Source organism: Pseudomonas sp. GW821-FHT02H06 (genome assembly GCF_059421525.1).
The window spans coordinates 241,813-264,073 of record NZ_JBWKVD010000007.1 but is presented as its reverse complement, the minus strand read 5'-3'; the positions used below and the strand labels follow the sequence as shown (position 1 = coordinate 264,073).

At 61.0% G+C, this 22,261-nt stretch carries 18 protein-coding genes; 1 reads left to right on the top strand and 17 read right to left on the bottom strand.

Annotated features, from left to right (window positions below):
• Positions 1–84: 84 nt before the first annotated feature.
• A complete protein-coding gene (secA, locus tag AC07VF_RS14455; RefSeq protein ID WP_192171753.1) occupies positions 85–2,835 on the bottom strand; it encodes a preprotein translocase subunit SecA in 2,751 nt (916 codons plus the stop codon).
• A 319-nt stretch (positions 2,836–3,154) separates the two neighbouring features.
• Here secA and AC07VF_RS14450 point away from each other — a divergent pair, with 319 nt between their 5' ends.
• On the top strand, positions 3,155–3,622 hold the full coding sequence (locus AC07VF_RS14450; RefSeq protein ID WP_346630813.1) for a DUF721 domain-containing protein: 468 nt from the start codon (positions 3,155–3,157) through the stop codon (positions 3,620–3,622).
• Between the two features lie 538 nt (positions 3,623–4,160).
• Here AC07VF_RS14450 and lpxC read toward each other — a convergent pair.
• The 16 genes from lpxC to mraZ form a co-directional block, all read right to left on the bottom strand.
• On the bottom strand, positions 4,161–5,072 hold the full coding sequence (gene lpxC, locus AC07VF_RS14445) for a UDP-3-O-acyl-N-acetylglucosamine deacetylase (RefSeq protein WP_065992158.1): 912 nt from the start codon (positions 5,070–5,072) through the stop codon (positions 4,161–4,163).
• Positions 5,073–5,184: 112 nt separating this feature from the next.
• Positions 5,185–6,375: a cell division protein FtsZ gene (ftsZ, locus tag AC07VF_RS14440; protein ID WP_074884474.1), complete on the bottom strand. Its 1,191-nt coding sequence runs from the start codon at positions 6,373–6,375 to the stop codon at positions 5,185–5,187.
• Between the two features lie 63 nt (positions 6,376–6,438).
• A complete protein-coding gene (gene ftsA / locus AC07VF_RS14435) occupies positions 6,439–7,698 on the bottom strand; it encodes a cell division protein FtsA (protein WP_037014678.1) in 1,260 nt (419 codons plus the stop codon).
• A 15-nt stretch (positions 7,699–7,713) separates the two neighbouring features.
• A complete protein-coding gene (locus tag AC07VF_RS14430) occupies positions 7,714–8,586 on the bottom strand; it encodes a cell division protein FtsQ/DivIB (RefSeq protein ID WP_282368937.1) in 873 nt (290 codons plus the stop codon).
• Between the two features lie 3 nt (positions 8,587–8,589).
• Positions 8,590–9,549: a D-alanine--D-alanine ligase gene (locus AC07VF_RS14425; RefSeq protein ID WP_495009080.1), complete on the bottom strand. Its 960-nt coding sequence runs from the start codon at positions 9,547–9,549 to the stop codon at positions 8,590–8,592.
• Complete coding sequence (gene murC / locus AC07VF_RS14420) at positions 9,546–11,006, bottom strand: UDP-N-acetylmuramate--L-alanine ligase (RefSeq protein ID WP_133772215.1); 1,461 nt, start codon at positions 11,004–11,006, stop codon at positions 9,546–9,548. The genes AC07VF_RS14425 and murC overlap by 4 nt, the downstream gene beginning before the upstream one ends.
• A complete protein-coding gene (gene murG, locus AC07VF_RS14415; protein WP_192171757.1) occupies positions 10,999–12,072 on the bottom strand; it encodes an undecaprenyldiphospho-muramoylpentapeptide beta-N-acetylglucosaminyltransferase in 1,074 nt (357 codons plus the stop codon). The genes murC and murG overlap by 8 nt, the downstream gene beginning before the upstream one ends.
• Positions 12,059–13,276, bottom strand: a complete 1,218-nt coding sequence (gene ftsW / locus AC07VF_RS14410; protein ID WP_133772211.1) for a putative lipid II flippase FtsW — start codon at positions 13,274–13,276, stop codon at positions 12,059–12,061. The genes murG and ftsW overlap by 14 nt, the downstream gene beginning before the upstream one ends.
• Positions 13,273–14,619 (bottom strand): UDP-N-acetylmuramoyl-L-alanine--D-glutamate ligase, encoded by a 1,347-nt coding sequence (gene murD / locus AC07VF_RS14405; RefSeq protein WP_495009081.1) that lies wholly within the window; start codon positions 14,617–14,619, stop codon positions 13,273–13,275. The genes ftsW and murD overlap by 4 nt, the downstream gene beginning before the upstream one ends.
• A 5-nt stretch (positions 14,620–14,624) precedes the next feature.
• Entirely contained in the window at positions 14,625–15,707 is a 1,083-nt protein-coding gene (gene mraY, locus AC07VF_RS14400) for a phospho-N-acetylmuramoyl-pentapeptide-transferase (protein ID WP_037014691.1), read from the bottom strand.
• Positions 15,707–17,077 (bottom strand): UDP-N-acetylmuramoyl-tripeptide--D-alanyl-D-alanine ligase, encoded by a 1,371-nt coding sequence (locus AC07VF_RS14395; RefSeq protein WP_495009082.1) that lies wholly within the window; start codon positions 17,075–17,077, stop codon positions 15,707–15,709. Before AC07VF_RS14395 ends, mraY begins: the two co-directional genes overlap by 1 nt.
• Positions 17,070–18,533 (bottom strand): UDP-N-acetylmuramoyl-L-alanyl-D-glutamate--2,6-diaminopimelate ligase, encoded by a 1,464-nt coding sequence (locus AC07VF_RS14390; RefSeq protein WP_495009083.1) that lies wholly within the window; start codon positions 18,531–18,533, stop codon positions 17,070–17,072. The genes AC07VF_RS14395 and AC07VF_RS14390 overlap by 8 nt, the downstream gene beginning before the upstream one ends.
• A complete protein-coding gene (locus AC07VF_RS14385) occupies positions 18,533–20,278 on the bottom strand; it encodes a peptidoglycan D,D-transpeptidase FtsI family protein (protein WP_407073217.1) in 1,746 nt (581 codons plus the stop codon). The genes AC07VF_RS14390 and AC07VF_RS14385 overlap by 1 nt, the downstream gene beginning before the upstream one ends.
• The gene (gene ftsL, locus AC07VF_RS14380; protein ID WP_192171762.1) at positions 20,278–20,571 is read right to left on the bottom strand and encodes a cell division protein FtsL; all 294 of its coding nucleotides are present in this window, start codon (positions 20,569–20,571) and stop codon (positions 20,278–20,280) included. The genes AC07VF_RS14385 and ftsL overlap by 1 nt, the downstream gene beginning before the upstream one ends.
• Entirely contained in the window at positions 20,568–21,515 is a 948-nt protein-coding gene (rsmH, locus tag AC07VF_RS14375; protein WP_423574142.1) for a 16S rRNA (cytosine(1402)-N(4))-methyltransferase RsmH, read from the bottom strand. The genes ftsL and rsmH overlap by 4 nt, the downstream gene beginning before the upstream one ends.
• Positions 21,512–21,967 carry a division/cell wall cluster transcriptional repressor MraZ gene (mraZ, locus tag AC07VF_RS14370; RefSeq protein ID WP_192171890.1) on the bottom strand — a complete coding sequence of 152 codons (456 nt, stop codon included), beginning with the start codon at positions 21,965–21,967 and terminating at the stop codon, positions 21,512–21,514. The genes rsmH and mraZ overlap by 4 nt, the downstream gene beginning before the upstream one ends.
• Between the last annotated feature and the right edge of the window lie 294 nt (positions 21,968–22,261).

Here is a 22,261-nt window from a genome sequence, read left to right as displayed (position 1 = left end):
TCGATTGATTGAAAAACGCCGCGACGGCTGAGCCGGTCGCGGCGTGATATTACAGGTCAGCTACAGCTCTTCGCGGTGGGCGAATTAGCTGATCTGGCCGTGACAGTGCTTGAATTTCTTGCCCGAACCACACCAGCACAATTCGTTGCGACCCAGCTTCTGGTCGTTGCGTACCGGCGACAGTGCGGCGGCAGCGGCTACCGCAACGTCCTCGCCCTCTTCTGCGAGCAGGTCCGGCTGATCCAGGCCCGGCGCTTCGGCGTGCTGGAACTGCATGCGCTGCGCCAACTCCTCGGCTTCGCGACGCAGACGCGCCTCTTCCTCGGCCGGATCTTCGCGGCGAACCTGGACGTGGGACAGCACACGAATGGCGTCGCGCTTGATCGAATCGAGCAGCTCCTGGAACAGGGCAAACGACTCGCGCTTGTATTCCTGCTTCGGGTTTTTCTGAGCGTAGCCGCGCAGGTGAATACCGTGCCGCAGGTGATCCATGGTCGACAGGTGGTCTTTCCACAGGTCGTCCAGCACGCGCAGGAGAATCTGCTTCTCGAAGGTGCGCAGCGCCTCGGCACTGGCCTGGTCTTCTTTCTCGTTGTAGGCCGCCAAGATGGCTTCCATCAACTTCGGACGCAGGGTGTCTTCGTTCAGGTGATCGTCTTCGTCGAGCCACTGCTGAATCGGCAGCTTCACGCCGAAATCGCTGTTCAGCGCGGCTTCCAGACCGGCCACGTTCCACTGCTCAGGCAAGGACTGCGGCGGGATGTGTGCAGAGATGGTGGCGTCCAGGACTTCTTCGCGGAACTCGGCAATGGTGTCACCAATGTTGGTCGCAGCCAGCAGGCTGTTACGCATGTGGTAGATCACTTTCCGCTGTTCGTTGGAAACGTCGTCGAACTCGAGCAGCTGCTTGCGGATGTCGAAGTTGCGGCCTTCGACCTTGCGCTGCGCTTTTTCGATCGCGTTGGTCACCATGCGGTGCTCGATCGCTTCGCCCGACTGCATGCCAAGCGCTTTCATGAAGTTCTTCACCCGATCAGAGGCGAAGATGCGCATCAGGCTGTCTTCCAGCGACAGATAGAAACGGCTCGAACCGGTGTCACCCTGACGACCGGCACGACCACGCAACTGGTTGTCGATACGGCGGGATTCGTGACGCTCGGAGGCAATAACGTGCAGGCCGCCCGCCTCGATCACCTGCTGGTGGCGCTTCTGCCAGTCGGCCTTGATCTGCGCGATCTGCTCCGGGGTCGGGTCTTCCAGGCTGGCCACTTCAACTTCCCAGTTGCCGCCCAACAGAATGTCGGTACCGCGACCGGCCATGTTGGTGGCGATGGTCAGCGCACCCGGACGACCGGCCTGGGCAATGATCTCGGCTTCTTTTTCGTGGAACTTGGCGTTCAGAACCTTGTGCTCGATGCCTTCCTGCACCAGCAGGCGGGACATGTGCTCAGAGGTTTCGATGGTCGCTGTACCTACCAGCACCGGACGCTGCTCGGCCAGGCAGGCCTTGATGTCGGTGATGATCGCCGCGTACTTCTCTTCGGCGGTCAGGTACACGAGGTCGTTGAAATCTTTCCGCGCCAACGGCTTGTTCGGCGGAATGACCATCACGGCCAGAGCATAGATCTGGTGGAATTCAAACGCTTCGGTGTCCGCCGTACCGGTCATGCCAGACAGCTTGTTGTACAGGCGGAAGTAGTTCTGGAAGGTGGTCGAGGCCAGGGTCTGGCTCTCGGCCTGAATGTTCAGGCCTTCCTTCGCTTCGATGGCCTGGTGCAGGCCCTCGGACAGACGGCGACCCGGCATGGTACGGCCGGTGTGTTCGTCGACCAGCAGGATCTGGCCGTCCTGAACGATGTACTCGACGTTGCGATGGAACAGTTTGTGGGCACGCAGACCGGCATACACGTGGGTCAGCAGGCCCAGGTTGTGCGCGGAATACAGGCTCTCGCCTTCAGCCAGCAAACCGACTTCGGTGAGCATCTCTTCGATGAACTGGTGACCAGACTCGTTCAGCTCGACCTGACGGGACTTCTCGTCGATGGAGAAGTGACCCTGCTGGGTGACCTGGCCTTCCACTTCCTCGATGTGCTGCTCGAGCTTGGGGATCAGCTTGTTGATTTCGGTGTAGAGCTTGGAGCTGTCTTCGGCCTGGCCGGAGATGATCAGCGGGGTACGCGCTTCGTCGATGAGGATCGAGTCGACTTCGTCGATCACGGCGAAATTCAGCTCACGCTGGAATTTGTCTTCCAGGCTGAACGCCATGTTGTCGCGCAGGTAATCGAAACCGAATTCGTTGTTGGTGCCGTAGGTGATGTCGGAGGCGTAGGCGGCGCGCTTCTCTTCCGGCGGCTGGAAAGGCGTGACCACGCCTACGGTCAGACCGAGGAATTCATACAGCGGGCGCATCCAGTTGGCGTCACGACGGGCCAGGTAGTCGTTCACCGTGACCACGTGCACGCCTTTGCCGGACAGTGCGTTGAGGTAGACCGCGAGGGTCGCGACGAGGGTTTTACCCTCACCGGTACGCATCTCGGCGATCATGCCTTCGTGCAGCGTCATGCCGCCGATCAGCTGTACGTCGAAGTGGCGCATGCCCATGATGCGTTTACCCGCCTCGCGGCAGACCGCGAAGGCTTCTGGCAAGAGCTGGTCGAGGGTCTCACCTTTGGCTATGCGGGCCTTCAACTCGTCGGTCTTGGCGCGCAGCTGTTCGTCCGAGAGGGCGAGCATTTGCTCTTCGAAGCTGTTGACGACCTGGACCGTCTTGAGCATGCGCTTCACTTCGCGCTCGTTCTTGCTTCCGAAAAGTTTTTTTAACAAAGGTGCAAACATATCGAAAGGATCTTCCACACATAGGGATGGAGGGCGGCCCCGTGAGTCGCCCGAGCAGCCCTCATGGCCGCATGCGAACGAGCATTCTACCCGGAAATGGTGGTGAGGAAAGTGGCGTTATTCCACGATGCTGGCACAGCAATGTTACGGGGCAGAAGTACAATAGGGTCATTTCCCGTGACTTCAACCCATGGGAGTGAGAAGTTTTATTAATGTTTTTTCATGATTGCGCGGCTTGTTTGCACCCTGGGCGCCTGACGCAAAGGTGCTTCTACCGATTCTGCTAAGATCACGCCCAGGCAACACAAGGCACCTCATCATGGCATTCCGTCCCCTCCCCGCTCGCGCACCGGCTGTGCTTCTGCGCGAAGCCCGGCCCCTCAAAGCCATCTTCAACCACGCCCAACGCCTCGCGCACTTGCAGCGTCTGCTGGAAAGCCAGCTACAACCCGCCGCCCGCGAGCACTGCCACGTCGCGTCATGGCGCGAAGGTACACTGCTGCTCATCGTCACCGACGGCCACTGGGCGACACGACTGCGTTATCAACAGAAGCGTTTGCAACGGCAACTGGTCGCGTTCAAGGAATTTGCCAACCTCACCCGCTTGCAATTGAAGGTACAGCCCTCGAGAACCCACAGGACCGAAGCTGGGCATACGCGCGATCTGTCGGTCGCGGCGGCTGAGACCATCACCGCAACAGCGGAAGGCATCACCGACCCGAAACTGCGTGCTGCGCTCGAACGGCTGGCCGCGCATGCTGTGCCTAAAGAGGCTGGGGATTCGTAAACCTGCAGGATGCCGGCGTTTTCACTGACCCCTTCCCGGCTAAAGCCGGTCCTACTAAAAAGCACCGTGTACACCTGCGGGACCGGGTGCGCCCCCCCGTAGGACCGGCTTCAGCCGGGAAGCTTTTGATCTGTTCTTGATCTGCTTTTGATCTTGATCTTCATACGCAAAAAGCTCAGACGACAGCCATCGCGACTTGGGTGCAGGCTGAACGCAGTTCTCGCGCAGTGGGCCGAGCCGCATGGATGCGGCGAGAGCGCCGTTGCGGACATGGATGTCCGTTCGGCGCGGGCCCACGGAGCGAGACCGGAGTGAAGGAACCCGACGAAGTCGGGCCCAACCAGGAGCAAAGCGTTTTTGGTTACTTTTGGCTGGGCCGGCAATCCGGGCGCTTTTGCCAAAAGTGACCCGCCGTAAGGGCGGAACCATAACTCCAGCAAACACAAAAAACGGATATGCCCGCTATCTAATCGACGATCCATAAAAAAGGCCACCCGAAGGTGGCCTGAAAACATCAAAACTAGGAAGAAGAGACTGTTTACACCGCCGCTACAGGGCGCATGTAAGAGATCGGTGCGGTGCTGGCATCTTCGAAGGTCACAACTTCCCAAGCGTCTTCCTGAGCGATCAACGCACGAAGCAAACGATTGTTCAGACCGTGTCCCGACTTGAAGCCCTGATACTCGCCGATCAGACTGTTGCCCAACAGATACAGGTCACCGATGGCATCCAGAATCTTGTGCTTCACGAACTCGTCTTCATAACGAAGACCGTCTTCGTTCAGCACGCCGTCCTTGTCCACGACGATCGCGTTTTCAACGCTGCCGCCCAGAGCCAGGTTGTGCTTACGCAGATACTCGATGTCTTTCATGAAACCGAATGTCCGCGCACGGCTCACTTCTTTAACAAACGAAGTGCTGGAAAAATCCACACAAGCCGTTTGCGTGCGGTTCTTAAGATACGGGTGATCGAAATCGATCTCGAACCCTACCTTGAAACCTTCGAACGGTAAGAACTTGGCGGACTTGCCGTCTTCTTCTACGCACACTTCTTTAAGTATGCGGATGAATTTCTTCGGTGCGTCCTGTTCTTCCAGGCCAGCCGATTGAATCAGGAATACGAAGGGACCTGCGCTGCCATCCATGATTGGAACTTCGGAGGCAGAAAGTTCAACGTAGGCGTTATCGATGCCAAGGCCGGCCATGGCCGACAGCAAGTGCTCGACCGTATCGACCTTCACATCGCCATTGAACAGCGTCGTGGAGAGCGTGGTGTCACCCACATTCAACGCGTGAGCGTTGATCTGGACCACCGGCTCAAGGTCGGTACGGAAAAACACAATGCCAGCGTTCACAGGTGCTGGTTTGAGGGTCAGGTAAACCTTCTCCCCCGAGTGCAGGCCGATACCTGTGGCACGGATAATATTTTTCAGGGTGCGTTGTTTAATCATGGCATTGGCCGCTTCAGCGCGTATCGCGAATTAGTATCAACAAAGGCTGGCGATGATAGCAGACCCCGCCTTTGCTGAACACCAATCACCCTTATACCCCTGATAGAACCCATTAATCAGCCTGACGACGCAGGAACGCTGGAATGTCCAGGTAATCCAGATCGTCTTGCGGGTTCATCTTCGCTGCGGCTGTTGCGCCCGCGTGTGCCTGATTGCGCATCACGGTTGGACGGTCCAGATCGCGATAGTTGACCGAAGGCAACTCCTGGCGTGCGGCGTGCTGCTGCGCAGGTGCGGCTTGAGCGGTCTGCATGGTGTTGTCGATGACCTTCACAGGCTTCTCGATTTTTGCACCCAGGCCAGTAGCAACAACAGTCACGTGCAGCTCGTCGCGCATGTCTGGATCGATAACCGTACCGACCTTGACCATGGCGTGCTCGGAGGCGAACGCTTCGATGATGCTACCCACGTCGGAGTACTCACCCAGAGACAGGTCAGGACCGGCAGTGATGTTGACCAGAATGCCGCGAGCACCTTGCAGGTTCACGTCTTCCAGCAGCGGGTTGCGGATGGCCGCTTCGGTGGCTTCACGCGCACGGTTCGGACCGCTGGCGCAGCCAGTGCCCATCATCGCCATGCCCATTTCGGACATCACGGTGCGTACGTCAGCGAAGTCGACGTTGATCATGCCCGGACGCTTGATGATGTCGGAGATACCGCGAACGGCACCGGCCAGTACATCGTCAGCCTTGGCGAAAGCCGACAGCAGGCTGGCGTCTTTACCGAGGATGGTCAGCAGCTTCTCGTTGGGAATGGTGATCAACGAGTCGACGCTTTCGGACAGCGCGCGGATGCCTTCATCGGCGATCTGCATGCGCTTGCGGCCTTCGAACGGGAACGGACGCGTCACGACCGCAACGGTCAGAATGCCCATTTCCTTGGCCACTTCGGCAATGATCGGAGCCGCACCGGTACCGGTACCGCCGCCCATGCCGGTGGTGATGAAGACCATGTTGGTGCCTTGCAGCACTTCAGCGATGCGCTCGCGGTCTTCCAGTGCAGCCTGACGGCCGACTTCAGGATTCGCACCCGCGCCCAGGCCTTTGGTCACGCCGGTACCCAGTTGCAGAATGGTACGTGCGCCAATGTTTTTCAGTGCCTGAGCATCGGTGTTGGCGCAGATGAACTCAACGCCTTCGATGTTGCTCTTGACCATGTGATTGACTGCGTTGCCGCCGCCACCACCAACGCCGATAACTTTAATTACCGGGCTTTGTGGGATGTTGTCTACGAGCTCGAACATGTTCCCTCTCCTTCAGTTCTCTAGTTTTATGTCGCCTGTTGCCTGCCTACCACTTTTTGAATCTTAGAAATTCCCCTGAACCCAGCGCTTGAGACGCTCTAACACTGGGGCCTTCGGTTCATCGCTATAACTGCTACCGGAGCCGGAAAGGCCGGACAGCGAGATGCCGTCAGACTGCTTTTGCAGTCCGTACAGCAACAGGCCGACGCCGGTTGAGTAGATCGGGTTGCGGACGACGTCCGCGAGCCCTTTGACGCTGTGCGGCACGCCGAGGCGGACCGGCATGTGGAAGATCTCTTCGGCCAATTCGACCGCGCCTTCCATTTTCGAGGTGCCACCGGTCAGCACGATGCCGGCCGGGATCAAGTCTTCGTAGCCGCTGCGACGCAGTTCGGCCTGAATCAGGGTGAACAGCTCGTCATAGCGCGGCTCGACCACTTCGGCGAGGGCCTGACGGGACAGTTCACGGGGCGGACGGTCGCCGACGCTTGGCACTTTGATGGTTTCGCCGGCGCCGGCCAGTTTGGCCAGGGCGCAGGCGTAACGGATCTTGATTTCTTCGGCGTACTGAGTCGGTGTACGCAACGCCATGGCGATGTCGTTGGTGACCTGGTCGCCGGCAATCGGGATCACCGCGGTGTGACGGATCGCGCCTTCGGTGAAGATCGCGATGTCAGTAGTGCCGCCGCCGATGTCCACCAGGCACACGCCCAGCTCTTTCTCGTCGTCGGTCAGCACCGAGTAAGCCGAGGCCAGTTGCTCGAGGATGATGTCGTCGACTTCCAGCCCGCAGCGGCGCACGCATTTTTCGATGTTCTGTGCCGCGTTCACCGCGCAGGTCACCACGTGAACCTTGGCTTCCAGGCGCACGCCCGACATGCCCAGTGGCTCGCGAACGCCTTCCTGGTTATCGATGACGTAATCCTGTGGCAGCGTGTGCAGCACGCGCTGGTCAGCCGGGATCGCCACGGCCTGGGCAGCGTCGAGCACGCGCTCAAGGTCAGCGGAGCTCACTTCGCGGTCACGGATCGCCACGATGCCGTGGGAGTTCAGGCTGCGAATGTGGTTACCCGCGACGCCAACGAACGCCGAGTGAATCCGGCAACCGGCCATCAGCTGCGCTTCTTCTACTGCGCGCTGGATCGATTGCACGGTGGATTCGATATTCACCACCACGCCCTTCTTCAGGCCGCGGGACGGGTGAGTGCCGATACCGACGATTTCCAGTGTGCCATCAGCCGCGACTTCGCCTACCAGCGCCACCACTTTGGAGGTGCCGATATCCAATCCGACGATCATTTTGCCGCTTTGCACGTTTGCCATGGGTCCTGCCTCTTATCAATTCTTCGCGACGGCGGGTTTGTCCGTCGTTGGCGCTGCTGCCTGTTCGCGCCAACCAACGGCCAGGCCGTTGTTGTAACGAAGGTCGACGCGCGCAATGTTCGTGATCTGGTCTTTCAGTGTCTTGTCGTAGATGGCGATAAAGCGGCGCATCTTCTCAAGCAGATTGCCTCGTCCCAGCAGCAGCTCCAGGCCTGGGCCTGCAGTGCCTGCGCCGGTGGTCAGAAACCAGCTGCCTCGCTCACGCAGTTCCAGGCGAGCGATGGAGAACCCCAGCGGGCGCAACATCTGACTCAGGACCTGGTACTGCTGCATCACCTGCTGTTGAGCCCGTTGAGGCCCGAACAACTGCGGAAGGTGTTCGTAGTTGGCCAGCTCACGCGGGGTGAATGCCTGACCCTGGTTGTTCAGCAGGGATTGATCGCCCCAGCGCGCAACCGGTAATTGTTCTTCCAGACGGATCACCACCTGATCCGGCCAGACGCGGCGGACCTCGGCGTGGGCAATCCACGGCATCTGCTCAAGTTCGGTGCGCATGCCGGCCAAATCAATGTTGAAGAAGCTGGTCGCCACGAATGGGGCGATCCGCTGCTGCACGGCTTGCTGACTGATGTAGCTCAGATCGCCCTGCACGTTGATCCGCGAGATCGGCCGGTCGGCGTAAGGCAGCAGGCGCTGGGCGGCTTCGTACGTACCAAAACCAAACACCACCAGCAGCACCGGCCACATCAGGCTGCGCAGGAAACCGAAATTCGGCCGTGGCATGCGCGACGACATGGGCTCCTTGGCAACCATGCGGCTGGCACCCCGCGGCACCGGCTTGTTGCGGCCGGTAGCGGATTGCTGATGACGAACCGTTGCGCCGTGCATGATCTACCCTCGCACCTGGACGCTGTCGGCCAGAATCGCTAGCACCAACTGTTGGAAATCGAGCCCGGCCGCACGCGCCGCCATAGGCACCAGGCTGTGGTCGGTCATGCCGGGCACGGTGTTCACCTCCAGCAGCCAGAATTTGCCGTCGGCGTCCTGCATGACATCGGTGCGCGCCCAGCCGGCAACGCCGACCGCTTCACAGGCCCGAGCCGTGAGTGCCTTGAGTTCATCTTCTTTGGCTGCATCGAGGCCGCACGGAATCCGGTACTGGGTATCGGAGGCCAGGTATTTGGCGTCGTAGTCGTAAAAACTGTGGGGAGTACCCAGACCGATGGGAGGCAATACCTGCCCACGCAGAGAGGCGATGGTGAACTCCGGACCTTCGATCCATTGTTCGACCAACACTTGCGAATCGTAGGTACGGGCGGCGTTCCAGGCGGCGATCAATTCGTCGACGCCGGTCACCTTGGCCATACCGATACTGGAACCTTCATGGGCGGGTTTGACGATCAAAGGAAAGCCCAGTTCCGTCGCCGCAGAAATACAATCCGCCTCGCTGCTCAGCACGGCGTGGCGCGGCGTCGGCAAGCCGAGACTCTGCCAGACCTGCTTGGTGCGCAGCTTGTCCATCGCCAGCGCCGACGCGAGCACGCCGCTGCCGGTGTAGGGAATTTCCAGGCACTCCAGCAGACCCTGCATGGTGCCGTCTTCGCCGCCACGACCGTGGAGGACGATGAACGCCCGATCGATTTGTTCACTGACCAGCCGCTGCAGAAAATCCTCGCCCACGTCGATACCGAACGCGTCGACGCCTGCGCTTTGCAGGGCTTCAAGCACTGCGCTGCCGGATTTCAGGGACACCTCCCGCTCTGCACTCTTGCCGCCAAAGAGCACGGCGACGCGACCGAAGCGTTTCGGCTCCAGCGTCGAGAACAGGGCGGACTGCAGGGCGGCTGTCATTTCAGCTTACCTTCGGTTGAGGCCACGATGGCGCCGGTGAAGAGCGGGCTTTTCAGCAGCTGTGGTGCAAGGCCGCCAATGTCGCCGGCGCCCTGGCACAGCAGGATGTCACCGGCGCGCAGCAGGGGTTTGACCAGCGGGGCGAGTTCGACGCCACGCTCGATGTAGATCGGATCAAGCTGACCGCGCTGACGAATGCTGTGGGCCAACTGACGGCTGTCCGCACCCGGAATCGGTTCTTCACCGGCCGGATAGACTTCCATCAGCAGCAACACGTTGGCCTCGTTGAGCACCTGCACGAAATCGTCGTACAGATCGCGGGTGCGGCTGTAGCGGTGCGGCTGGTAGACCATGACCAGACGACGGTCCGGCCAGCCACCGCGCACGGCATTGATGACGGCAGCCACTTCACGCGGGTGGTGACCATAGTCGTCGACCAGCATCACGTTGCCGCCTTCCACCGGCAGTTCGCCGTACACCTGGAAACGACGGCCAACGCCCTGGAAGCCGGACAGCCCCTGAACGATGGCTTCGTCAGAGACGCCCTCGTCAGTGGCGATGGCAATGGTTGCCAGCGAGTTCAGCACGTTGTGCTTGCCCGGCATGTTGACCGAGACATCCAGTGGCTCGCGGTCACGACGCAGCACGGTGAAGTGTGTGTGCATACCGTCCTGACGCACGTTGATCGCGCGCACGTCGGCGGCGTCATCGAAGCCGTAGGTCATGATCGGACGCTTGACCGAAGGCAGGATGTCGCGCACCACCGGGTCGTCGATGCAGACCACGGCCAGACCGTAGAACGGCAGGTTGTGCAGGAATTCGACGAAGGTCTTCTTCAGTTTGTTGAAGTCGCCTTCGTAGGTCGCCATGTGGTCGGCGTCGATGTTGGTGACCACGGCCACCAGCGGCTGCAGGTGCAGGAAGCTGGCGTCGCTTTCGTCGGCTTCGGCGATCAGGTAACGGCTGGTGCCGAGCTGCGCGTTGGTGCCGGCAGCGTTCAGACGCCCGCCGATCACGAAGGTCGGATCAAGGCCACCCGCCGCGAACACCGAGGCGATCAGGCTGGTGGTCGTGGTTTTGCCGTGGGTACCGGCGACCGCGATGCCGTGGCGATAGCGCATCAGCTCGGCCAGCATTTCAGCGCGCGGCACCACAGGAATGCGACGCTCAAGGGCAGTCGCCACTTCCGGGTTGGAGGTGTTCACAGCGCTGGAGACCACCAGCACGTCCGCCGTCGATGCGTTTTCTGCACGATGGCCGATGAAGATCTGCGCGCCAAACGATTCGAGGCGCTCGGTCACCGGCGAAGCCTTGAGGTCGGAACCGGACACGTCATAGCCCAGGTTCAGCAACACTTCGGCGATACCGCACATGCCCACGCCGCCAATGCCCACGAAGTGGATACGACGGATGCGGCGCATTTCCGGCTGTGGCATGGCGCGTTGATTCTCAACCATGGGCCACCTCCAGGCAGATATCGACGACGGTGTTGGTGGCGTCAGGCTTGGCCAGTTGGCGAGCCGTGACGGCCATGCGGTTCAATTGTTCGGGTTGCATCAAAACCTCTTTCAGGCGAGCGGCCATTTCGGCGGCGCCAGTTGTCGCTTGCGGCATGACGAAGGCAGCGCCCTCGCGAGCCAGATAGTCGGCGTTGCGTGACTGGTGATCGTCGATCGCATGGGGCAAAGGCACCAGCAACGACGGCAGCCCGGCGGCAGCCAGTTCACTGACGGTCAACGCACCTGCGCGGCAGACCACCAGATCTGCCCAGCCATAGGCCTGGGCCATGTCTTTGATGAACGGGGCGACCTGCGCCTCGACACCGGCGGCGCGGTAACGCTCGGCGGTGACTTCATCGTGATGCTTGCCGGCCTGATGAAACACTTCAGGGCGGATATCGGCAGGCACTTGCGCCAGGGCTTCCGGCAGCAATTTGTTCAGCGGCTCGGCGCCCAGGCTTCCGCCCAGCACCAGCAAACGAGGCCGGCGGCCGATCAGCGTCTGGCGCGGCGTTTCGAAAAACAGCTCGGCACGCACCGGGTTACCGGTGGTGCGACGCTTGGCCGACGCGGCGAACGTCTGCGGGAACGCTTCACAGACGCGTGCGGCGAACGACGCCAGACTGCGATTGGCCGTGCCCGCTACCGCGTTTTGCTCGTGGATGATCAGCGGCACGCCGGCCAGCTTCGCCGCCAGACCACCAGGGCCTGTCACGTAGCCACCGAAACCGACGACGCAGACCGGCTTCAACTCACCCACGATCTTGCGCGCCTGCAGCAAAGCCTTGATCAACATGAACGGCGCTTTCAGCAGCGACAGCCGGCCCTTGCCACGCAAACCGGTGACGTTGATCAGGTGCAGCTTCAAACCAGCAGCGGGCACCAGTTCGTTCTCGATGCCGCGCGGCGTTCCGAGCCAATGCACGGTGTAACCGCGGGCCTGGAACTCACGGGCACACGCCAGCGCCGGGAACACGTGTCCGCCGGTGCCGCCCGCCATGATCAAAACGTTACCGGCGGCCATGGGTCGGCTCCTCGGCAAAGTCGCTTTCCTGGAACTCGGCCTCTTCACTGCCCATGTTGTTGCGCGATTCCCACTCGATGCGCAGCAACAGGCCCAAGCTGGCGCAGCAGATGATCAACGAGCTGCCGCCGTAACTGAGGAACGGCAGGGTCAGACCCTTGGTCGGCAGCAGACCGACATTCACGCCGATGTTGATCAGGAACTGACCAATCCACAGGAAGGCCAGGCCATACGCGGTGTACGCAGCGAAGAACTGCTTGGCGCGCTCGGCCCACATGCCGATGTACATCGCCCGGATACTGACGAACACGAACAGCGCGACCGTGGCGAGGGAACCCACCACGCCCAACTCTTCAGCCAGTACCGAGAACACGAAGTCGGTGTGCGCTTCCGGCAGGTAGAACTGCTTCTGCACGCTGTTGCCAAGGCCGACGCCGAACCATTCACCGCGACCGAAGGCGATCAGCGCCTGGGTCAGCTGGTAGCCAGAACCGAACTGATCGGACCACGGGTCGGTGAAGGTAATCAGACGCGCCATCCGGTACGGCTGCGCCTGAACCAGCACGAACACGGCACCCACTGCCAGCGCGACCATCAGGCTGAAACGGAACAGCCCGACGCCGCCGAGGAACAGCATCGCCGCCGCCGCGCCCATCATCACGACCGTGGCACCGAAGTCCGGCTCCATCAGCAGCAGACCCGCCATCGGCAGCAGCACGATGAACGGCTTGAAGAAGCCCATCCAGCTCTCGCGCACTTCCTGCTGGCGACGAATCAGATAACCGGCCAGGAAAATCACCACGAAGACTTTGGCGATTTCCGACGGCTGCACGTTGAACATGCCGAAGCCGATCCAGCGCATCGAACCGTTCACCTCACGCCCGATGCCGGGCACGATCACCGCAATCAACAGACCGAACGCGCCAATCAGCATCAGCCATCCCAGGCGCTGCCAGGTAGCAACCGGCACCATCATGGTCGCGACGCAGGCGATCAGGCCCAGCACCAGATAGATCAGGTGACGGGTCATCATGTACAACGCGTTGCCCGACTGAACAGCGGCCACTTCCGACGACGCGGAAGTGATCATCACCAGGCCCAGGCCCAGCAACGCGAGGCAGCCGGCGAGCATCGGGAAATCGACGTCAACGCCACGGCCGCTGATGATCGGCGACGGGTACGGCTTGATCACGCCAAAAATCATGACAAGTCCCCCACGGCCCGGGCGAACCGTTGTCCGCGCTCTTCGAAATTCTTGAACATGTCCAGGCTTGCGCAGGCGGGCGACAGCAACACGGCGTCTCCTTCCTGCGCGATATCAGCAGCACGTTGCACGGCTTCTTCCAATGTAGTGACGCGTACCAGAGGCACCGAATCGCCGAAAGTCGCGGCGAGCAAATCCGCATCGCGGCCCAGCAGGACGACGGCGCGGCAATGGGCAGCAACCGGGGCTTGCAGCGGGGTGAAATCCGCGCCTTTGCCATCGCCGCCGGCAATCAGCACCAGCTTGCCGTCGATGTCGGCGCCCAGGCCTTCGATCGCTGCCAGCGCGGCGCCGACGTTGGTCGCTTTGGAGTCGTCGTAGTAGTTCACGCCGTTGAGCTCACGCAGCCATTGGCAGCGATGAACCAGACCGGCAAATGTCTTGAGGCTGGCAAGCATGGCGTCGAACGGCAGACCCACCGCATGACCCAGGGCCAGTGCGGCCAGGGCGTTGGCCTGATTGTGGCCACCACGGATTTTCAGCTCGCGGACCGGCATGAGGTTGTCGAACTGGAAGGCCAGATATTTCTCGCCGTTCTCTTCGCGCAAGCCGAAGCCGTTTCTGTCGGGCTTGTTCAAACCAAAGGTCCAGCACGGCACGCCTTCGCCGATCAACGGCCGGGTCAGCGCGTCCTGACAATTCACCACCACTTGGCGCGCGCCGCGGAAGATCCGGTGCTTGGCCAGGTGATAAGCCGGCAGGCCGCTGTAACGGTCCATGTGGTCTTCACTGATGTTCAGCACGGTCGCCACTTCAGCGCCAAGCTGATCGGTGGTTTCCAGCTGGAAGCTCGACAGCTCCATCACATACAGCTCGACGTCGTCGCTGAGCAGGTCCAGCGCCGGCGTGCCGAGATTGCCGCCGACCGCAACACGCTTGCCCGCTGCCGCCGCCATCTCGCCCACCAGCGTGGTGACCGTGCTTTTCGCGTTCGATCCGCTGATGGCCACGATGGGCGCCTTGGCATTGCGAGCGAACAGCTCGATGTCGCCGGACAGCTTCACGCCGCGCATGGCCGCTTGCTGCAGGGCCGGGGTTGCCAGCGCCAGACCGGGGCTGACATACAGCTCATCGGCGCGGCACAGGAATTCAACGTCCAGCTCGCCACAGCGCACTTCGACCTGCGGGTAGTCACGGCGCAAGGTCGCGAGTTCTGGCGGATGCTCCCGCGTATCGGCGACAGCAAACGACACACCCCGGTTCGCCAGAAAGCGAACCAGGGACATGCCGCTCTTGCCGAGGCCGACAACGATGCGGAAGTGGTCAGAAGCGATCAGTGACACTCGTTCTACCTCAGTTTCAACGTGGCAAGGCCGACCAACACCAGAATCACGGTGATGATCCAGAAACGGACGATCACGCGCGGCTCGGGCCAGCCCTTGAGTTCAAAGTGGTGATGGATGGGCGCCATGCGGAAAACGCGGCGGCCGGTCAATTTAAAGGATGCGACCTGAATGACGACTGACAGGGTCTCCATTACGAAGACGCCGCCCATGATGAACAGAACGATTTCCTGACGGACGATGACCGCGATGGTGCCCAAAGCCGCGCCCAGGGCCAGCGCCCCGACATCACCCATGAACACTTGAGCCGGGTAGGTGTTGAACCAGAGGAAACCCAGCCCCGCACCGATCAGCGCGCCACAGAACACGATCAATTCGCCCGCGCCCGGCACGTAAGGGATCAACAGATATTCCGCGAACTTCACGTTACCCGACAGGTAGCAGAAGATCCCCAGTGCGCCGCCGACCATCACGGTCGGCATGATCGCCAGACCGTCCAGGCCATCCGTGAGGTTCACGGCGTTGCTGGAGCCCACGATCACGAAGTAGGTCAGCACGACGAAGCCAATGCCCAGCGGGATGCTGAAGTCTTTGAGCATCGGGATCAGCAGCGTGGTTTCCACGGGCGATTGCGCAGTCATATAAAGGAAGATCGCCGCGCCCAGGCCGAACACCGATTGCCAGAAGTATTTCCAGCGGCTCGGCAGCCCGCGCGAGTTCTTCTCGATCACCTTGCGGTAGTCGTCGACCCAGCCGATGGCGCCGAACAGCAGCGTGACGATCAGCACGACCCACACATAACGGTTGCTCAGATCAGCCCACAACAACGTGGCGATGCCGATCGCAGACAGAATCAGCGCGCCACCCATGGTCGGCGTGCCGGATTTGGACAGGTGCGATTGGGGTCCGTCGTTACGCACGGATTGACCGATCTGCTTGCTCTGCAGGGCGCGGATCATCCACGGGCCCAGGCACAGGGAAAGTGACAGCGCAGTGAGCACGCCAAGGATCCCGCGCAGGGTCAGGTACTGAAAGACCGCGAAGCCTTTGTAGAACTGTTGCAGATACTCGGCCAGCAGCAGCAGCATTAATGTTTCTCCAGGCGTGTTCCGCATAAGGCCGCTACGACGTTTTCCATCGCAGCGCTGCGTGAACCTTTAATCAAAATGGTGGTGTTTTTATCGTGCTCGGCGCCAAGCGCTTCGATCAGCTCGGCCTGAGTTTCAAAATGGCGGGCATCCTGCCCGAAAGCCTTGACCGCATGGGCCATCAACGGACCGACGGCATACAGCGCGTCGACTTTGCCGACCGCGTATTCGCCGACATCGCGATGGCCCTGCTCCGCCCAGGCGCCCAGCTCGCCGATGTCGCCCAGCACCAGAACCCTGCGGCCCGGAAAACCGGTGAGGATGTCGGTCGCGGCAGCCACGGAAGTGGGGTTGGCGTTGTAGGTGTCATCAATGACGCGCATGCCGTTCGCCGCCAGTTGCGCGACGGTGCGGCCCTTGACCGGCTGTACGTCGTCAAGCCCGGTCACGATGCCCGCGAGCGAAACGCCCAGCGCATGGGCAGCAGCCGCCGCGGCCAATGCATTGGCAACGTTGTGCGTGCCCAGCAGATTCAACTGCACCGGCGCGGAGCCGTTCGGGGTGTTCAACGTGAATGCCGGGCAACCGCGCGCATCAATGCCCAGGTCGCTGGCGTAAAAGTCAGCACGGCTGTTGTTGAGCGCGAAGCTCAACACGTTGCGCGAGCCGGCGCGGGCCACCCAGATATCGAATGCCTTGTCTTCGAGGTTCAATACCGCAACACCGCGAGCGTCCAGGCCTTCGATGATCTCGCCCTTGGCTTCGACGATCTTTTCCGGACCGCCGAACTCACCGACATGGGCAGTCCCGGCGTTGGTCAGGACACAGACATGGGGCTTGGTCAGGCTTACCGTGAAAGCGATTTCGCCCACCCGGGACGCACCCAGTTCGATGACGGCGGCGTCGAATTCCGGCGCGAGCTCCAGCAGCGTCAACGGTACGCCCAATTCGTTGTTCAGGTTGCCGCGGGTCGCCAGCACAGGACCGCGGGTGCGCAGGATGCTCGCCAGCATTTCCTTCACGGTGGTCTTGCCGCTGGAACCGGTGATCGCAGCGACCGGCTTGTCTATGAAGGCATTGCGGTTCATCGCGCCGAGTTGCGCGAGGGCTTTGCGGGTGTCGGTGACGATCAACTGCGGCAGCGAACTGCCCGGGACCTCGCGTTCAACCAACGCGCCGACTGCGCCTTTGGCAGCGACTTGATCGAGATAGTCGTGACCGTCGAAGCGCGGGCCGGTCAGCGCCACGAACAATTGGCCGGGCGTGATTGCGCGGCTGTCGATGCTGACACCGGAAAAACTGCAGTCATGGCCGACACGACGTGCGTCGAGCGGCACCAGCAGTTCACTGAACGAGAGCGGCTTAAGCATGTGCAGCCTCCCAGGCGTCGAGCGCTTTGGTGGCTTCTTCCAGATCGGAGAACGGCTGACGCTGCCCGTTGATTTCCTGGTAATCCTCATGGCCCTTGCCGGCCAGCACGATCACATCGGCAGCAGACGCCTGGGCGATGATCTGCGCGATCGCCTGACCGCGCCCGGCAACGAAATCGACTGCGTTTGCCGAGACGAACCCAGCACGGATGTCATCGAAAATACGGGCCGGGTCTTCGCTGCGCGGGTTGTCGTCGGTGACCAGCACTTTGTCGGCCAGACGCTCGACCACTTCGGCCATCAGCGGACGCTTGCCGCGATCGCGATCGCCGCCGCAGCCGAACAGGCAGGTCAGTTGGCCTTTTGCGTGTGGGCGCAAGGCGGCAAGCACTTTTTCCAACGCGTCAGGGGTGTGGGCGTAATCGACCACCACCAGCGGACGCGAGCCACCACCCAGACGCTGCATCCGGCCCGCAGGGCCTTCCAGCGTCGGCAGGACTTTCAAGATGTCGTCCAACGGGTAATCGAGCCCCATCAACGCGCCGACCGCAGCCAGCACGTTGCTCAGGTTGAAACGGCCAAGCAGGCTGCTGCGCAACGCATGGCTGCCCTGGGGCGTTACCAGGGTCGCGCGCACGCCATCGTCATCGAAATGCGCATCGCGGCAGAACAGGTAAGCGCTGCTGTCTTCCAGGCTGTAGGTAATCAGCCTTGAAGGGTGCGGCGCAGCGGCGAGCTGGCGACCAAACCCGTCGTCAAGATTGACCACACGGCAGCGCAGGTCATTCCAGGCGAACAGCTTGGCCTTGGCAGCCGCGTAAGCCTCCATGGTGCCGTGGTAATCAAGATGGTCACGGGACAGGTTGGTCATCACTGCCACGTCGAAAGCCAACGCAGTAACCCGGCCCTGATCCAGCCCGTGGGACGAAACTTCCATGGCAACCGCTTTGGCCCCGGCCCTTTTCAGGTCGTACAGGGTCGATTGCACGGAGATCGGATCCGGCGTGGTGTGGATGCCGCTTTTCAGCTCGCTATAGAAGCCGGTGCCCAGCGTGCCAATGATGCCGCAGTGCTGGCCGAGCTTGTCTAACGCCTGTGCGACCAATTGAGTCACGCTGGTTTTGCCGTTGGTGCCAGTCACACCGATCAGGTTCAGGTTGCGGCTCGGGTCGCCATAAAAGCGCCCGGCAATGTCGGACAACTGCGCTGCCAGACCCTTGACCGGAATCATCGGGATATCGGTGATCGGCAGCACCTTGGCGCCTCCGACCTCGTAAGCAATGGCCGCCGCGCCGTGGGCGATGGCGTCGGTGATGTGCTCACGGCCGTCAACCTTGAGGCCCGGAACCGCCAGAAACAGATCGCCCGGACGCACTTTGCGGCTGTCCAGGGTCAGTTCGCGAATCAGCAGATCGCGGTTGCACTGCGCAAACAGCTTGCTCAAATTCAAAGACATCAGCCACGTCCTCCCTTGACTGGGGCGGCGGCGGGCACAGCGTTGGCTTGTTGCTCAGGCGGAATCGGCGCGAGGTTGTCGGGGCGCACGTTCATCAAGCGCAGCGTGCCCGACATCACCTTGCTGAATACAGGCGCGGAAACCAGACCACCGAAGTAACCGCCTTTGCTCGGCTCATCAATGACCACAACAACCGCGTAACGCGGGTTGCTCATCGGGCCGAAGCCGGCGAACAGCGAACGGTAGGAGTTTTCCGCGTAGCCCTTGGTGCCCACGGATGTCTTACGCGCGGTACCGGACTTGCCCGCCACGTGATACGACGGAACGCGCGCACGGTAAACGCCACGCGGGTCTTCGATCACTTGCTGCAACATGCCCTGCACCGTCTTGGCCGTCGCTTCCGGAATGGCCTGAACCGACTCGGCTGGATTATCAGTTTTGAGAATGGTCAGCGGCACGATCTTGCCGTTGTTGGCCAGCGCCGCGTAGGCGTGGACCAACTGCAGCGCCGTCACCGACAGGCCGTAGCCATACGACAGCGTTGCGGTTTCAGCCTTGCGCCACTCACGGTAGTTCGGCAGGTTGCCGACGCGCTCGCCCGGGAAGCCGAGGCCGGTGTATTGGCCCAGGCCCACACGCTGCATGGCGTGGAAAATCGCTTCGCCACCCACGTCGAACGCGACTTTACTCATGCCGACGTTACTGGAATTGATCAGAATGCCGGTCAGGTCGAGGATCGGGCCTTCGGTTTTGGTCACGTCACGGATGGTGTATTTGCCGATCTGCAACGTGCCCGGGTACACCTCGACCTTGTCGCTAGGCTTCCAGCGGCCGCTTTCCAGTGCGGCAGTCATGGAGATCGGCTTCATGGTCGAACCCGGCTCGAACACGTCGATGATCGCGCGGTTACGCATCGCCGCCGGCACCATGGTGCGACGGTTGTTCGGGTTGTACGTCGGCTGATTGACCATCGCCAGTACTTCGCCGGTTTTCACGTCCATGATCACCAGGCTGCCGGCCTTGGCGTCGTTTTCCTGAATGGCGTTGCGCAGCTCGCGGGTCGCCAAGTATTGCAGGCGCAGATCAATAGACAAAGCCAAGGTCTTGCCGGCCTTGGCGTTTTTCTTCACTTGCAGGTCTTTGATCATCCTGCCGCGCCGGTCCTTGATGACCTGCCGCTTGCCGGGGACGCCTGCGAGCCAGTCTTCGTAGGCCAGCTCTACGCCTTCACGGCCGTGATCGTCGAGGTCGGTAAAGCCGACCATGTGCGCGGTGACATCGCCCGCTGGGTAGAAACGGCGGAATTCTTCCTTGCCGTAAACGCCCGGGACTTTCAGGTCGAGTACCGACTGACCCTGCTCCGGAGTCAGGCCACGGACCAGATAGATGAATTCTTTGCTTGCCTGTTCGTTGAGGCGATCCGTCAATGCCTTGGGATCCTGCCCCAATGCTTGCGCAAGCTGGACCCATTTGGTCTTGTCGGCCTGCATTTCGGACGGGTTTGCCCAGATGGTGGTGACCGGCGTACTGACGGCCAGCGGCTCACCGTTGCGGTCGGTGATCAGACCACGGTGGGCAGGAATCGAAACGGTGCGCAGGCTGCGCGCATCGCCCTGCTCAATGAGGAAACGGTGATCGATGACTTGCAGGTCGACGATGCGGTAGCAGATCGCGATGACCATGACCGACAGCAGGCCGACCACGACGCGAAACCGCCACGGGTAGAGCGCCCCTTCGAGTTTCATCATGGCGACACCATCCGGATGTCGGCGGCGTTCGGGATGCGCATTTTCAGCTGATCAGTGGCCAGGGCCTCGATACGGCTGTGGGCAGTCCAGGTGCTCTGCTCAAGAATCAGGCGACCCCACTCGGCCTGCGCCTTGTCGCGCACGCTGAGTTCACCGTAAAGGGAGTTGAGCAGCTGACGGTTCCAGTGCGCGCTGTACGCCACACCGATCGCCGACACCAGCACGGCGATAAACAGCATCAGCATGAAGAAGCTGCCGCCCGGCAGGGGCTTGAAGAAACCGCGGTTCATCGGAGTTTCTCCGCGACGCGCATGACGGCGCTGCGCGAACGCGGATTGGCGCGGGTTTCATCATCGGACGCGAACTGCGCCTTGCCGATCAGTTTGATACGCGGCTCGAAGGCCTGATGACGGATCGGCAGGTTGCGCGGCAGGTTGTCGGCTTCGCCCTTGACCAGCTTGCGCATGAACAATTTGACGATGCGATCTTCCAGCGAGTGGAAGCTGATGACCACCAGGCGGCCGCCCACTTCAAGGGCGTCCAGCGCAGCGTCAAGGCCGGCTTCCAGATCACCCAGTTCGTTGTTGACGTGAATGCGCAGACCCTGGAACGCACGGGTCGCCGGGTTCTTGCCCTTTTCCCACGCCGGGTTGGCGACTTTCAGCACTTCGGCGAGATCGCCGGTGCGCTCGAACGGCTGAGTCTCGCGGCGGGCCACGACAGCACCGGCCATGCGGCGGGAGAAACGCTCTTCGCCGTATTCCTTGAAAACGCGGGCGATTTCTTCGGCGGGCGCGGTATTGACGAACTCGGCTGCGCTGATGCCGCGGGACGGGTCCATGCGCATGTCGAGGGGGCCGTCGTTCATGAAGCTGAAGCCGCGCTCGGGGTCATCCAGTTGTGGCGACGACACACCGAGATCCAGAAGAATGCCGCTGACCTTGCCCGCCAACCCGCGTTCTTGAGCTTCGGCGCCCAGTTCAGCAAAGCTGCGCTGCACAATGACAAAGCGGCCGTCTTCGGCCGCCAGCGTTTGCCCGGTGGCAATCGCTTGGGGATCTTTATCGAATCCGAGAAGCCGACCCTCCGGCCCCAGGTTCTGCAATATAAGGCGGCTATGTCCGCCACGACCGAACGTGCCATCCAGATAGCAGCCATCGGCGCGCACCGCGAGAGCCTCGACGGCTTCTTCGAGCAGTACGGTGATGTGGGTAAAGCCGCTATTCGTAGTCACAGGATCAAATCACGCAGTTCATCGGGCATCGCACCCGGTTTTTGAATGGCCGCAAGGTCCGCATCAGCAAGTGCGTTCCAGGCGTCCTCATCCCACAGTTGAAACTTGTTGAGCTGGCCTACCAGCATCACTCGCTTATCGAGCTTGGCGTATTCACGCAAACGTGGCGGCACCAGGAAACGCCCGCTGCCGTCCAACTCCAGATCAACCGCATTACCGATCAACAGCCGCTGCAGGCGACGGTTTTCTTCACGGAATGTGGCGAGCTCGCGCAGCTTGGCCTCAATCAACTCCCACTCGGGAAGCGGATAGATGCACAAGCACGGGTCGACGGTATCAATGGTGACAATCATCTGGCCGGCGCTACGCGAATCCAACTCGTCACGGTACCGGCTCGGCATAGCGAGACGGCCCTTTGCGTCGAGATTGATTGCGTTTGCACCACGGAACACAGGCGCGATCTCCAGATATTATCTTTTTGCGGTCAAAAAACCCACTTCACGCCACTTTCCGCCACTTGCGCACACTATAGGAATGCGCCCACCACACCGTCAAGGCGACTTCACGAGGAAAACCCTTACAGGACGGATATTTAGGAACACTTACGCAGGAGATGTAGCGGATTTCAGACCCGTCCTACGGATATTTCCGTGGATGAACAAACAGATGAGGTCTGAAGTTAAAGTGATTTGTGAGGTTTAAGATTTTTTTGGTATTACGGAAGGGGATAAATCGTACAAACGAGG

Excerpts from the sequence above, each read along its gene's own strand:
- ftsL (WP_192171762.1), bottom strand. The coding sequence starts at position 20,571 with ATGAACCGCGGTTTCTTCAAGCCCCTGCCGGGCGGCAGCTTCTTCATG.
- murC (WP_133772215.1), bottom strand. The coding sequence starts at position 11,006 with ATGGTTGAGAATCAACGCGCCATGCCACAGCCGGAAATGCGCCGCATC.
- AC07VF_RS14430 (WP_282368937.1), bottom strand. The coding sequence starts at position 8,586 with ATGCACGGCGCAACGGTTCGTCATCAGCAATCCGCTACCGGCCGCAAC.
- mraY (WP_037014691.1), bottom strand. The coding sequence starts at position 15,707 with ATGCTGCTGCTGCTGGCCGAGTATCTGCAACAGTTCTACAAAGGCTTC.
- AC07VF_RS14450 (WP_346630813.1), top strand. The coding sequence starts at position 3,155 with ATGGCATTCCGTCCCCTCCCCGCTCGCGCACCGGCTGTGCTTCTGCGC.
- ftsW (WP_133772211.1), bottom strand. The coding sequence starts at position 13,276 with ATGATTTTTGGCGTGATCAAGCCGTACCCGTCGCCGATCATCAGCGGC.
- murG (WP_192171757.1), bottom strand. The coding sequence starts at position 12,072 with ATGGCCGCCGGTAACGTTTTGATCATGGCGGGCGGCACCGGCGGACAC.
- lpxC (WP_065992158.1), bottom strand. The coding sequence starts at position 5,072 with ATGATTAAACAACGCACCCTGAAAAATATTATCCGTGCCACAGGTATC.
- AC07VF_RS14385 (WP_407073217.1), bottom strand. The coding sequence starts at position 20,278 with ATGAAACTCGAAGGGGCGCTCTACCCGTGGCGGTTTCGCGTCGTGGTC.
- AC07VF_RS14390 (WP_495009083.1), bottom strand. The coding sequence starts at position 18,533 with ATGTCTTTGAATTTGAGCAAGCTGTTTGCGCAGTGCAACCGCGATCTG.
- ftsA (WP_037014678.1), bottom strand. The coding sequence starts at position 7,698 with ATGGCAAACGTGCAAAGCGGCAAAATGATCGTCGGATTGGATATCGGC.
- AC07VF_RS14425 (WP_495009080.1), bottom strand. The coding sequence starts at position 9,549 with ATGACAGCCGCCCTGCAGTCCGCCCTGTTCTCGACGCTGGAGCCGAAA.
- ftsZ (WP_074884474.1), bottom strand. The coding sequence starts at position 6,375 with ATGTTCGAGCTCGTAGACAACATCCCACAAAGCCCGGTAATTAAAGTT.
- secA (WP_192171753.1), bottom strand. The coding sequence starts at position 2,835 with ATGTTTGCACCTTTGTTAAAAAAACTTTTCGGAAGCAAGAACGAGCGC.
- AC07VF_RS14395 (WP_495009082.1), bottom strand. The coding sequence starts at position 17,077 with ATGCTTAAGCCGCTCTCGTTCAGTGAACTGCTGGTGCCGCTCGACGCA.